This window comes from Citrobacter sp. RHBSTW-00524, from assembly GCF_013747755.1.
GTDB lineage: Bacteria > Pseudomonadota > Gammaproteobacteria > Enterobacterales > Enterobacteriaceae > Citrobacter > Citrobacter braakii.
The window spans coordinates 5,170,772-5,183,090 of sequence record NZ_CP056421.1 but is presented as its reverse complement, the minus strand read 5'-3'; the positions used below and the strand labels follow the sequence as shown (position 1 = coordinate 5,183,090).

The 12,319-nt window shown below is 51.4% G+C and carries 12 protein-coding genes; 10 read left to right on the top strand and 2 right to left on the bottom strand.

What is annotated here, in order from left to right; all coding sequences use genetic code 11:
• Positions 1 to 7 precede the first annotated feature (7 nt).
• Both gppA and rhlB read right to left on the bottom strand, forming a co-directional pair.
• Entirely contained in the window at positions 8 to 1,492 is a 1,485-nt protein-coding gene (gppA, locus tag HV229_RS24815; RefSeq protein ID WP_016157837.1) for a guanosine-5'-triphosphate,3'-diphosphate diphosphatase, read from the bottom strand.
• 8 nt (positions 1,493 to 1,500) lie between these two features.
• Positions 1,501 to 2,769, bottom strand: a complete 1,269-nt coding sequence (gene rhlB / locus HV229_RS24810) for an ATP-dependent RNA helicase RhlB (RefSeq protein WP_149691802.1) — start codon at positions 2,767 to 2,769, stop codon at positions 1,501 to 1,503.
• A gap of 143 nt (positions 2,770 to 2,912) precedes the next feature.
• Here rhlB and trxA point away from each other — a divergent pair, with 143 nt between their 5' ends.
• The 10 genes from trxA to rffC all read left to right on the top strand — a co-directional run bounded on the left by trxA (position 2,913) and on the right by rffC (position 12,317).
• The gene (trxA, locus tag HV229_RS24805) at positions 2,913 to 3,242 is read left to right on the top strand and encodes a thioredoxin TrxA (protein WP_001280776.1); all 330 of its coding nucleotides are present in this window, start codon (positions 2,913 to 2,915) and stop codon (positions 3,240 to 3,242) included.
• 130 nt (positions 3,243 to 3,372) lie between these two features.
• Positions 3,373 to 3,492 carry a rho operon leader peptide gene (locus HV229_RS24800; protein ID WP_049259789.1) on the top strand — a complete coding sequence of 40 codons (120 nt, stop codon included), beginning with the start codon at positions 3,373 to 3,375 and terminating at the stop codon, positions 3,490 to 3,492.
• An 87-nt stretch (positions 3,493 to 3,579) separates the two neighbouring features.
• Positions 3,580 to 4,839, top strand: coding sequence for a transcription termination factor Rho (gene rho, locus HV229_RS24795; protein ID WP_002437993.1), 1,260 nt, complete (start codon positions 3,580 to 3,582; stop codon positions 4,837 to 4,839).
• Between the two features lie 238 nt (positions 4,840 to 5,077).
• A complete protein-coding gene (gene wecA, locus HV229_RS24790) occupies positions 5,078 to 6,181 on the top strand; it encodes a UDP-N-acetylglucosamine--undecaprenyl-phosphate N-acetylglucosaminephosphotransferase (RefSeq protein ID WP_053389656.1) in 1,104 nt (367 codons plus the stop codon).
• A gap of 12 nt (positions 6,182 to 6,193) precedes the next feature.
• Positions 6,194 to 7,240: an ECA polysaccharide chain length modulation protein gene (gene wzzE, locus HV229_RS24785; RefSeq protein ID WP_151223084.1), complete on the top strand. Its 1,047-nt coding sequence runs from the start codon at positions 6,194 to 6,196 to the stop codon at positions 7,238 to 7,240.
• Between the two features lie 55 nt (positions 7,241 to 7,295).
• Positions 7,296 to 8,426, top strand: coding sequence for a UDP-N-acetylglucosamine 2-epimerase (non-hydrolyzing) (gene wecB / locus HV229_RS24780; protein WP_181546608.1), 1,131 nt, complete (start codon positions 7,296 to 7,298; stop codon positions 8,424 to 8,426).
• A complete protein-coding gene (gene wecC / locus HV229_RS24775; protein ID WP_181546606.1) occupies positions 8,423 to 9,685 on the top strand; it encodes a UDP-N-acetyl-D-mannosamine dehydrogenase in 1,263 nt (420 codons plus the stop codon). Before wecB ends, wecC begins: the two co-directional genes overlap by 4 nt.
• Complete coding sequence (gene rffG, locus HV229_RS24770; RefSeq protein WP_115191181.1) at positions 9,685 to 10,752, top strand: dTDP-glucose 4,6-dehydratase; 1,068 nt, start codon at positions 9,685 to 9,687, stop codon at positions 10,750 to 10,752. Before wecC ends, rffG begins: the two co-directional genes overlap by 1 nt.
• Before the next feature lie 28 nt (positions 10,753 to 10,780).
• Positions 10,781 to 11,662, top strand: a complete 882-nt coding sequence (gene rfbA, locus HV229_RS24765) for a glucose-1-phosphate thymidylyltransferase RfbA (protein ID WP_016155112.1) — start codon at positions 10,781 to 10,783, stop codon at positions 11,660 to 11,662.
• Positions 11,640 to 12,317, top strand: a complete 678-nt coding sequence (gene rffC / locus HV229_RS24760; protein ID WP_047358754.1) for a dTDP-4-amino-4,6-dideoxy-D-galactose acyltransferase — start codon at positions 11,640 to 11,642, stop codon at positions 12,315 to 12,317. Before rfbA ends, rffC begins: the two co-directional genes overlap by 23 nt.
• The last annotated feature ends 2 nt before the right edge of the window (positions 12,318 to 12,319 follow it).

Here is a 12,319-nt window from a genome sequence, read left to right as displayed (position 1 = left end):
CCAGCATCTAATGCACTTCCAGCGGCCAGTGGACATAGCTTTGCCACTGTATTTCCTGATCGATTAACTCTGTACCTAATGGATGATGTTCCAGCCAGCCTTCCGGTAGCGTTAACGTCAGATTCTCATCCTGAGCTTGCAGGGTGATATGTGGCACTAAATCGTCGCGACGGCGAGCGGCGAAGATGATCGCCAGGCGTAGCAAACGGCAAAGGTGCTCTGCGATGCGTGGTGGCACAGCGTTTTGCTGGTGGAGTGAAGAGAGATCGACCGGATTAGTTTGGTTGAGCAACAGCGTGGCTAACAGTTTCTTCTGCGCGGGAGTAAAGCCCGGGAGATCGAGATTACGTACCAGCCAGGCGGCATGCAGTGGCGCCTGCTTATACTCTACGCTCAGTCCTATTTCATGCAACTGACAGGCACTTTGCAGCAGTTCACGACTAATGGCTTCAAGATGCCACTCATCTTTCACCTGTTCGAGTAAATGTACAGCCAATTGCGTGACACGATTCGCCTGATCGGTGTCGACCATAAATCGACGCTGAATATTACGCAGCGTACGGCTGCGAATGTCCTGATCAACCGGCAAGTGCAGCATGCCGTAGACCAGACCTTCGCGTAGTGCGCCGCCGGCCAGAGTCATGCATTGAATATTCAGTTCGGTGAAAATGGCGATCAGAATGGCCAGTCCGCTGGGAAAAACCAGTGCGCGTTCCAGCGTTAACCCTTCTATTTCCAGCTCTTCCAGACGACCACAATGAATGGCGCGCTGTTTAAGCTGCTGAAGCTTGGCCAACGTAATGCGCTCATCCATGCCTTGCGCCATCATTATTTCCTGTAACGCCTGGACGGTACCAGAGGCACCAACGCAAACTTTCCAGCCATGAAAACGCAGTTTGTCGGCGACCGGGCGCAGAACTTCGCGAGCCGCTTTCTCTGCTTCGTCAAAGTTTTCCTGTGCCAGATTACGATTGGTGAAATATCTTTCGAGCCAGGTGACGCAGCCCATTGACAGGCTGAACAGAGAGGTGGTTTGCGCGCCGGAGCCGGTAACCAGTTCAGTGCTGGCTCCGCCAATATCAACGACCAGACGCTGATCGGCGCCGCCGGTGGTGTGGGCAACACCTTGATAAATCAGCCGCGCTTCTTCTTCGCCGCTGATGACCTGGACAGGACAGCCGAGGATCTCTTGCGCTTTGGCGATAAACTCATCGGCGTTTACCGCGATGCGTAATGTTGCCGTGGCGACCACGCGGATTTGTGGCTGAGGGATATCCTGCAGGCGTTCAGCAAACAGGCGCAGACATTGCCAGCCGCGCTCCATAGCTTCAGCGGAAAGAACGTTGTCGCTGTTGAGGCCAGCGGCCAGACGCACCTTGCGTTTAATACGCGTGAGCGTCTGAATGCTTCCCGCCACCTCGCGTACAACCAGCATATGAAAACTATTCGAGCCTAAATCAATTGCGGCGTACAGCGAAGTGGTTGTGAGCATATCTTACGTTAACCTGAACGACGACGATTACGCGGAGCACCACCGGTACGGCGTGGGCCATTGCCTGTGCGCGGACGCGTTAAGCGTAACGGCTTCGGCAGATCGGTCATCAGCGCATCCGGGTTGTACTTGCTTACCGGGATCGAGTGACCGATATAGGTCTCGATTGCTGGTAAATTCAGCGCGTATTCTTCACAGGCCAGGCTGATAGAGTGACCGCTTGCTCCGGCGCGACCGGTACGACCGATACGGTGAACGTAATCTTCACAGTCATCCGGCAGGTCATAGTTAAATACGTGCGTTACGGCTGGGATATGCAGACCACGCGCGGCGACATCCGTCGCAACGAGAATGTCGAGATCGCCACGGGTGAACTCATCAAGGATACGCAGACGTTTTTTCTGCGCCACGTCACCGGTCAACAGACCGACGCGATGACCGTCAGCGGCAAGACTACCCCAGATATCTTCACAACGATGCTTGGTGTTAGCAAAGACGATGGCGCGATCTGGCCACTCTTCTTCAATCAGCGTTTGCAGTAAACGCATTTTCTCTTCGTTGGAAGGATAGAAGAGCTCTTCTTTAATACGGTGACCTGTCTTTTGTTCCGGTTCGACTTCAACGTACTCGGCGTTATTCATCTGTTCGAACGCCAGTTCGCGAACGCGGTAAGAGAGGGTTGCAGAAAACAGCATGTTCAGACGTTGGGTGGTTGGCGGCATACGACGGAACAGCCAACGGATATCTTTGATAAAACCCAGATCGTACATACGATCGGCTTCATCCAGCACCACGACCTGAATCGCGCCCAGGTTAATGTGGTTCTGTTTTGCATAGTCGATGAGACGACCGGTCGTGCCGATAAGAATATCGACGCCGCTTTCCAGCACTTTCAGCTGTTTGTCATAACCGTCGCCGCCATAAGCCAGGCCTAATTTCAAACCGGTGGTCTGTGCCAGCGGCTCGGCGTCAGCGTGGATCTGCACGGCTAACTCACGCGTTGGTGCCATAATTAACGCACGCGGTTGGTTCACCTTGCGATCGGCAATCGCGGGATGAGAGAGAAGATAATGAAACGTTGACGTCAGGAACGCCATCGTTTTTCCGGTACCGGTTTGCGCCTGCCCTGCAACATCACGACCTGCCAGCGTTAGCGGCAGCGCGAGGGCCTGAATGGGCGTGCAGTTATGAAAGCCTTTATTTTCAAGGGCTTCTATCACCTTTTGGTGCAGGGCGAAGTCGGAAAACTTCTGTTCTGTTAAATGTGTTTTGCTCATAGTGTGGTAGAATATCAGCTTACTATTGCTTTACGAAAGCGTATCCGGTGAAATAAAGTCAACCTTTAGTTGGTTAATGCTACATCAACACGTCGTTGATTAAGAGTACACCAACGCACCAGGCTTATTCCTGTGGAGTTAATATGAGCGATAAAATTATTCACCTGACTGACGACAGTTTTGACACGGATGTACTCAAAGCGGACGGAGCTATCCTCGTTGATTTCTGGGCAGAGTGGTGCGGTCCGTGCAAAATGATCGCTCCAATTCTGGATGAAATCGCTGACGAATATCAGGGCAAATTGACGGTTGCTAAACTGAACATTGACCAAAACCCAGGCACCGCGCCGAAGTATGGTATCCGTGGCATCCCGACCCTGCTGCTGTTTAAAAACGGCGAAGTTGCGGCGACTAAAGTCGGCGCACTATCCAAAGGTCAGTTGAAAGAATTCCTCGACGCTAATTTAGCGTAAGGAAGTCTCATGATCGGGCGACCATACTTCGAAATGATTCGGATGACTGGACGCCCGACTTGAGTCGTGCTAAGTTAGTGTTGACTTCGTATTAAACATACCTTATTAAGTTTGAATCTAGTTATATCCAATACTTCCCGTTGTTTCTCGCGCGAGAAGTGGACAGATTCCTGGCTTGTCACTCAATCCGTCTTGTCGTTTCAGTTCTGCGTACTTTCCTGTGACCAGACAGCGAACAGACATGAGTTGATGGCCGTAAACAGGCATGGATGACCCTGCCATACCATTCACAACATTAAGTTCGAGATTTACCCCAAGTTTAAGAACTCACACCATTATGAATCTTACCGAATTAAAGAATACGCCGGTTTCTGAGCTGATCACTCTCGGCGAAAATATGGGCCTTGAAAACCTGGCTCGTATGCGCAAGCAGGACATTATTTTTGCCATCCTGAAGCAGCACGCAAAGAGTGGCGAAGATATCTTTGGTGACGGTGTGCTGGAGATATTGCAGGATGGATTTGGTTTCCTCCGCTCTGCAGACAGCTCCTACCTCGCCGGTCCTGATGACATCTACGTTTCTCCCAGCCAAATCCGCCGTTTCAACCTCCGCACTGGTGATACCATCTCTGGTAAGATTCGCCCGCCGAAAGAAGGTGAACGCTACTTTGCGCTGTTGAAAGTTAACGAAGTTAACTACGACAAACCAGAAAACGCCCGTAACAAAATCCTCTTTGAGAACTTAACACCGCTGCACGCAAACTCTCGTCTGCGTATGGAACGTGGTAACGGTTCTACTGAAGACTTAACGGCGCGTGTACTGGATCTGGCATCACCGATCGGTCGTGGCCAACGTGGTCTGATTGTTGCTCCGCCGAAAGCAGGTAAAACCATGCTGCTGCAGAACATCGCGCAGAGCATTGCTTACAACCATCCGGACTGCGTGCTGATGGTGCTGCTGATTGACGAACGTCCGGAAGAAGTTACCGAGATGCAGCGTCTGGTGAAAGGTGAAGTGGTTGCGTCTACCTTTGACGAACCAGCCTCCCGCCACGTTCAGGTTGCGGAAATGGTTATCGAGAAGGCGAAACGTCTGGTTGAACACAAGAAAGACGTTATCATTCTGCTCGATTCCATCACCCGTCTGGCGCGTGCTTACAACACCGTGGTTCCGGCTTCCGGTAAAGTTCTGACCGGTGGTGTTGATGCCAACGCCTTGCATCGTCCGAAGCGTTTCTTCGGTGCGGCGCGTAACGTGGAAGAGGGCGGTAGCCTGACCATCATCGCGACTGCGCTGATCGATACCGGCTCTAAAATGGATGAAGTTATCTACGAAGAGTTTAAAGGTACCGGCAACATGGAACTGCATCTCTCTCGTAAGATTGCTGAAAAACGCGTCTTCCCGGCTATCGACTACAACCGTTCCGGTACCCGTAAAGAAGAGCTGCTCACCACCCAGGAAGAGCTGCAGAAAATGTGGATCCTGCGCAAAATCATCCATCCGATGGGTGAGATTGATGCCATGGAATTCCTCATTAACAAGCTGGCGATGACCAAGACTAACGACGACTTCTTCGATATGATGAAGCGTTCGTAATTCAGGTCTCATCCGAAAACGCCACGTTTTTACGTGGCGTTTTGCTTTTGTGGCTGTAATCTTAACGACACAATAACGATAATACGGTATGACATACCGCATGGCGAAGAAGGGTTGAAATTCGTATTTTGTGGTTGCTAATCATATAGAACCACCTGATATTGAGTCGGGTTTCTCTTCTGAATAATTGGCTGGGTGGTTATACTTCGTGTATTGATATTCTCTGAGAGCATGTATAGTGAATTTATTGACAGCAAGTACTGATCTCATCAGTATTTTTTTATTCACAACGCTGTTTCTTTTCTTTGCCCGCAAGGTCGCGAAAAAGATTGGATTGGTGGATAAACCCAACTTCCGCAAACGTCATCAGGGACTGATTCCGCTGGTTGGAGGGATTTCGGTTTACGCAGGCATTTGCTTTACGTTTCTTATCGCCGATTACTATATCCCGCATGCTACTCTCTACCTGGGTTGTGCTGGTGTACTGGTGTTTATCGGTGCCCTGGACGATCGTTTTGATATCAGTGTAAAAATCCGCGCAACCATCCAGGCCCTTATCGGCATCATTATGATGACGGTGGGTAAACTCTATCTGCTAAGCCTTGGCTATATTTTCGGCCCTTGGGAGATGGTGCTCGGTCCTTTTGGATATTTCCTTACCCTGTTTGCCGTCTGGGCGGCAATAAACGCCTTCAATATGGTGGATGGGATTGATGGTCTGTTGGGTGGATTATCTAGCGTGTCATTCGCCGCTATGGGGCTTATCCTGTGGTTCGACGGGCAAACAAGCCTGGCCATCTGGTGTTTTGCCATGATCGCCGCCATTCTGCCTTACATCCTGCTGAATCTGGGTATTCTCGGACGCCGCTATAAAGTTTTTATGGGGGATGCGGGCAGTACGCTGATTGGCTTTACGGTGATTTGGATCCTGCTGGAGACTACCCAGGGGCCAACGCATCCTATCAGCCCGGTCACCGCTTTGTGGATTATTGCCATTCCGTTAATGGATATGGTGGCAATTATGTATCGTCGCTTACGTAAGGGCATGAGCCCTTTCTCCCCGGATCGCCAACATATTCACCATTTAATCATGCGCGCCGGATTTACCTCCCGACAGGCTTTTGTCCTGATTACCCTGGCTGCAGCTATTCTGGCATCTATTGGCGTGCTGGCTGAATATTCTCGCATTGTCCCGGAGTGGGTGATGTTGGTGTTTTTTTTACTGGCGTTTGTCTTGTACGACATCTGTATTAAACGGGCCTGGAAGGTAGCGAGATTTATCAAACGTTTGAAGCGCAAGTTGCGTAGAAACCGTGAAAGTAAACCAGACTTAACCAAATAAATTGAGGGTACGATGAGACAACCATTACCGGGGGAAGATGCCGTGAGCGCTGAAAATGAACTGGATATCCGTGGGTTGTTTCGTACCTTGTGGTCAGGGAAGGTGTGGATCGTCGGTATGGCTCTCGCCTTCGCGATAGCGGCCCTCGCCTATACGTTTTTTGCGCGTCAGGAGTGGAGTGCCACGGCGATTACTGACAGGCCAACGGTCAATATGTTGGGTGGCTTTTACTCTCAACAACAGTTTTTACGCAACCTGGATATTAAGGCCAGTCTCGCGTCCACGGACCAACCGTCAGTAATGGATGAGGCCTATAAAGAATTCATTATGCAGCTTGCCTCCTGGGATACACGCCGAGAATTCTGGCAGCAGACTGATTACTATAAGCAGCGTATGGTCGGTAATAGCAAAGCCGATGCGGCGATGCTGGATGAACTGATCAATAACATTCAGTTTTTGCCTGGCGATACGCTGCGTAATACCAATGACAGCGTGAAGCTGATTGCCGAGACGGCTCCTGATGCCAACAATTTGCTGCGCCAGTACGTCGCGTTTGCCAGCCAACGCGCGGCACGTCATCTGAACGATGAGTTAAAAGGCGCATGGGCCGCACGCACTGTGCAGATGAAAGCGCAGGTCAAACGTCAGGAAGAAGTGGCAAAATCCATTTTCTCTCGCCGCGTCCACAGCATTGAACAAGCGCTTAAGATTGCCGAACAGCATAATATTTCGCGTACTTCCACTGATGTTCCAGCTGATGAATTGCCGGATTCAGAATTGTTCTTACTCGGACGCCCTATGTTGCAGGCGCGACTTGAGAATCTGCAGTCAATTGGTCCGGATTTCGATCTGGACTATTTCCAGAACAGGGCAATGCTGAACACCCTGAACGTTGGACCAACTTTAGATCCGCGTTTTCAGACCTATCGTTATTTGAGAACGCCGGAAGAGCCGGTAAAACGTGACAGCCCTCGTCGCGCCTTCCTGATGATTATGTGGGGTATCGTTGGGGCTCTGATCGGTGCTGGTGTCGCGTTAACCCGTCGCCATACGATTTAGCAATGCCGTTGCAGTGAGGGGCTGGGCTCTCACTGCCAATCCGAAGAGAATCGATGTGAAAGTACTGACTGTATTTGGTACGCGACCGGAGGCCATTAAGATGGCTCCTCTGGTTCATGCGCTGGAAAAAGATCCTGATTTTGAGGCGAAAGTTTGCGTTACGGCGCAGCATCGGGAGATGCTCGATCAGGTGTTGAATCTTTTTTCCATTGTACCTGACTACGATCTCAATATTATGCAGCCAGGTCAGGGACTAACAGAAATAACCTGCCGCATCCTGGAAGGGTTAAAGCCTATTTTGGCTGAATTCAAACCCGATGTGGTGTTGGTTCATGGTGATACCACAACCACGATTTCTACCAGTCTGGCCGCGTTCTATCAGCGCATCCCGGTGGGGCATGTAGAGGCAGGTTTACGTACAGGCGATCTCTATTCACCATGGCCGGAAGAGGCTAATCGTACGCTGACCGGGCGTCTGGCAATGTATCATTTTGCCCCAACAGAAAATTCGCGCCAAAATCTGTTACGAGAAGCTATCCCTGATGATCGTATTTTCGTCACGGGTAATACGGTTATTGACGCGTTGATCTGGGTTCGTGATCGCGTACTGGCGAGCGATGCATTGCGTGCTGAACTGGCAGAACGTTATCCTTTCCTGAGCTCTGATAAAAAGATGATACTGGTGACCGGTCATCGTCGGGAAAGCTTCGGTCGCGGTTTTGAGCAAATCTGTCACGCCCTGGCGGAAATAGCCGCGTCTAACCAAAATGTGCAGATTGTCTATCCGGTACACCTGAACCCTAACGTCAGTGAGCCGGTCAATCGCATCCTGGGTCACGTTGAAAACGTGGTGTTGATTGAACCGCAGGACTACCTGCCATTCGTATGGCTGATGAATCACGCCTGGCTGATCCTTACTGATTCCGGCGGGATTCAGGAAGAAGCGCCGTCTCTGGGGAAACCTGTGCTGGTAATGCGTGAAACAACGGAGCGCCCGGAAGCTATTACCGCAGGGACTGTACGCCTGGTAGGTACAGACCCACTGCGGATTGTTGAAGAAGTCACGCGTTTGCTGCATGACGACAATGAATATCAGATCATGAGCCGCGCCCATAATCCGTATGGAGACGGGCTGGCATGTGACCGCATTTTAGATGCATTAAAAAATAATCGGATATCGCTATGAGTTTTACGACCATTTCTGTCATTGGGCTGGGTTATATCGGACTGCCAACGGCGGCTGCCTTTGCTTCCCGTCAAAAACACGTAATTGGCGTAGATATAAATCAACATGCGGTGGATACCATTAATCGCGGTGAAATTCACATCGTTGAGCCCGATCTGGGTGCGGTGGTGAAAACGGCGGTCGAAAATGGGTTTTTACGTGCGAGCGCGACACCCGTAGATGCTGATGCGTATCTGATTGCGGTGCCTACCCCGTTCAAGGGAGATCATGAACCCGATATGGTCTACGTAGAAGCCGCGGCGAAATCTATTGCGCCAGTTTTGAAAAAAGGCGCATTGGTGATTCTGGAATCCACTTCACCTGTCGGGGCAACTGAACAGATGGCCGCATGGCTTGCAGAAATGCGGGCTGACCTGACTTTCCCGCAGCAGGTCGGTGAACAGGCGGACGTTAACATTGCTTATTGCCCAGAGCGCGTACTGCCTGGTCAGGTAATGGTCGAACTGATTAAAAACGATCGGGTGATTGGAGGAATGACCTCCGTCTGTTCCGCGCGCGCCAGCGAGCTGTACAACATCTTTCTCGAAGGCGAATGTGTGGTAACCAACGCCCGCACCGCAGAAATGTGTAAGCTGACGGAAAATAGCTTTCGCGATGTCAATATCGCCTTCGCCAATGAACTGTCGCTGATTTGCGCCGATCAGGGGATCAACGTCTGGGAACTGATTCGGCTGGCAAACCGCCATCCACGCGTGAATATTTTGCAGCCCGGCCCTGGCGTAGGTGGACACTGTATCGCGGTCGATCCGTGGTTTATCGTGGCGCAGAACCCGCAGCAGGCGAAATTGATCCGCATCGCGCGCGAGGTAAATGATGGTAAACCGCATTGGGTGGTCGATCGGGTGAAGGCTGCCGTAGCCGACTGTCTGGCGGATACCAACAAACGGGCTAGCGAAGTAAAAATTGCCTGTTTTGGTCTGGCATTCAAACCCAATATTGACGATTTGCGTGAAAGCCCGGCGATGGGAATTGCGCAGAATATTGCGCAATGGCACAAAGGCGAAATGCTGGTGGTGGAACCGAACATCCATCAACTGCCGAAAAAACTGGATGGTATTTGCCAACTGGCGACGCTGGACGATGCTCTGGCACGTGCTGATGTGTTGGTCATGTTGGTTGACCATAATGAATTTAAAGGCATCAAAGGCGATGCGGTTCAACAGCAGTACATCGTTGATACCAAAGGGGTCTGGCGCTAATGAAACGAATTCTGGTTACCGGTGGAGCGGGATTTATCGGCTCGGCGGTTGTGCGACATATCATTCATGATACCGAGGATGCGGTGGTTGTGGTCGATAAGCTGACCTACGCCGGAAACCTGATGTCGCTGGAGCCGGTTGCGCAGAATTCCCGTTTTGCCTTTGAGAAAGTGGATATTTGCGATCGGGCATCGCTCGACAGGGTGTTTCAACAATATCAGCCGGACTGCGTGATGCATCTGGCTGCAGAAAGCCATGTCGATCGTTCAATTGATGGTCCGGCCGCCTTTATCGAAACCAACATTGTGGGAACCTACACGCTGTTGGAAGCAGCGCGCGCTTACTGGAGTACATTAGCCAGTGAGGAAAAATTGGCGTTTCGTTTCCACCATATCTCGACTGACGAGGTGTATGGCGATCTCCATTCCACAGATGATTTCTTCACCGAAACCACGCCGTATGCGCCGAGCAGCCCTTATTCCGCGTCGAAAGCCAGCAGCGATCATCTGGTTCGCGCCTGGCTGCGTACCTACGGTCTGCCAACGCTGATTACCAACTGTTCCAATAACTATGGTCCGTACCATTTCCCGGAAAAACTGATTCCGCTGATGATCCTCAACGCACTGGCGGGCAAACCGTTGCCGGTATATGGCAATGGTCAACAGATCCGTGACTGGTTGTATGTAGAAGATCACGCCAGGGCGCTCTATTGCGTGGCGACGACGGGCACGGTTGGGGAAACCTATAATATTGGTGGCCATAACGAGCGTAAAAACCTGGATGTTGTCGAAACGGTTTGCAGCCTGTTGGAAGAGCTGGCTCCGCATAAACCGCAGGGCATCGCACAGTACCGCGACTTGATCGCTTTTGTGGACGATCGCCCAGGCCATGATTTGCGTTACGCCATTGACGCTTCAAAAATTGCGTGTGAACTCGGGTGGATGCCGCAGGAAACGTTTGAAAGTGGAATGCGCAAAACCGTGCAGTGGTATCTGGATAATCAGGCATGGTGGAAACCCGTGCAGGATGGCAGTTACCAGGGCGAACGTTTAGGTCTGAAGGGCTAACAGCCTGGTTTTGCGGAGGAGACAACGCATGAAAGGTATCATTCTGGCGGGTGGCTCAGGTACTCGCCTGTATCCCATTACGCGGGGCGTATCGAAGCAACTATTGCCCATTTACGATAAGCCGATGATTTACTACCCGCTATCGGTACTGATGCTGGCGGGAATTCGCGAAATCCTGATTATCACCACTCCGGAAGATAAAGGCTATTTCCAGCGTTTGCTGGGCGATGGATCTGAGTTCGGCATTGAACTGCACTATGCTGAGCAACCGAGCCCGGATGGATTAGCGCAGGCTTTTATTATCGGTGAAACGTTTCTTAACGGTGAACCATCGTGCCTGGTGTTAGGGGACAACATCTTCTTTGGTCAAGGATTCAGTCCAAAACTGCGTCATGTGGCCGCCAGAACGCAAGGTGCGACGGTGTTTGGCTATCAGGTCATGGACCCTGAACGTTTTGGTGTTGTTGAGTTTGATGACAATTTTCGCGCAGTCTCTCTGGAAGAGAAGCCGAAAGCGCCGAAATCTAATTGGGCGGTGACAGGGCTCTATTTTTATGACAGCAAAGTGGTGGAATACGCGAAACGCGTGAAACCTTCTGAGCGTGGGGAGCTGGAGATTACGTCTATCAACCAGATGTATCTTGATGACGGACATCTGACGGTTGAATTGCTTGGGCGTGGCTTTGCCTGGCTGGATACCGGTACGCATGACAGTTTGATCGAAGCGAGCACTTTTGTGCAGACGGTGGAGAAACGCCAGGGCTTTAAAATAGCCTGTCTGGAAGAAATCGCCTGGCGTAACGGTTGGCTGGATGACGAAGGCGTGAAGCGTGCCGCCAGTTCACTGGCCAAAACGGGTTATGGTCAATACCTGCTGGAGCTGCTCCGTGCTCGTCCGCGCCAGTATTGAGCCGCTTAGCTGGGAAAATACGTTCTTTGGCGTGAATAGCGCCATTGTCCGTTTTGACCAACGCGCGCCGGTTCTAACTGCGGATGCGTTGCTGCCCTGGTCGCGTGTACAAGCAAAAATACTTGCCGCAAATAGCCATGAATTAGATGCTCTGCAGCATTTGGGTTTCTCACTGGTAGAAGGTGAAGTCGATTTTGTACTGCCGGTAACGTGTGCCAGCGGCGACCCCGGTGCGCAGGTCGCGCAACCTACGGATATCCCGGTATTACGCCATCTGGCAGGACAGGCATTTGCGCAAAGCCGTTTTCGCGCCCCGTGGTATGCCGAAGATGCCAGCGCGCGTTTCTACGCACAGTGGATTGAAAACGCGGTGCTGGGGACGTTTGATCATCAATGCCTCATTTTTCGTAAACCGACTGGTGAGATTCGTGGCTATGTCTCGCTGCGTGAACTGAATGCGACCGAGGCGAGAATTGGCCTGCTGGCCGGGCGTGGTGCGGGTGCAGAACTGATGCAGGCCGCGCTTTGTTGGGCACAGGCCCGCGGTAAAACAACATTGCGCGTGGCGACCCAAATGGGTAACACCGCCGCGCTTAAACGTTATATACACAGTGGTGCGAATGTGGAAAGCACCGCGTATTGGTTATACAGGTGACA

Bases quoted from the DNA above. Each gene is read 5' to 3' on its own strand.
- wecC (WP_181546606.1), top strand. From the start codon at position 8,423: ATGAGTTTTACGACCATTTCTGTCATTGGGCTGGGTTATATCGGACTG.
- gppA (WP_016157837.1), bottom strand. From the start codon at position 1,492: ATGCTCACAACCACTTCGCTGTACGCCGCAATTGATTTAGGCTCGAAT.
- rho (WP_002437993.1), top strand. From the start codon at position 3,580: ATGAATCTTACCGAATTAAAGAATACGCCGGTTTCTGAGCTGATCACT.
- trxA (WP_001280776.1), top strand. From the start codon at position 2,913: ATGAGCGATAAAATTATTCACCTGACTGACGACAGTTTTGACACGGAT.
- rffG (WP_115191181.1), top strand. From the start codon at position 9,685: ATGAAACGAATTCTGGTTACCGGTGGAGCGGGATTTATCGGCTCGGCG.
- rhlB (WP_149691802.1), bottom strand. From the start codon at position 2,769: ATGAGCAAAACACATTTAACAGAACAGAAGTTTTCCGACTTCGCCCTG.
- rfbA (WP_016155112.1), top strand. From the start codon at position 10,781: ATGAAAGGTATCATTCTGGCGGGTGGCTCAGGTACTCGCCTGTATCCC.
- wzzE (WP_151223084.1), top strand. From the start codon at position 6,194: ATGAGACAACCATTACCGGGGGAAGATGCCGTGAGCGCTGAAAATGAA.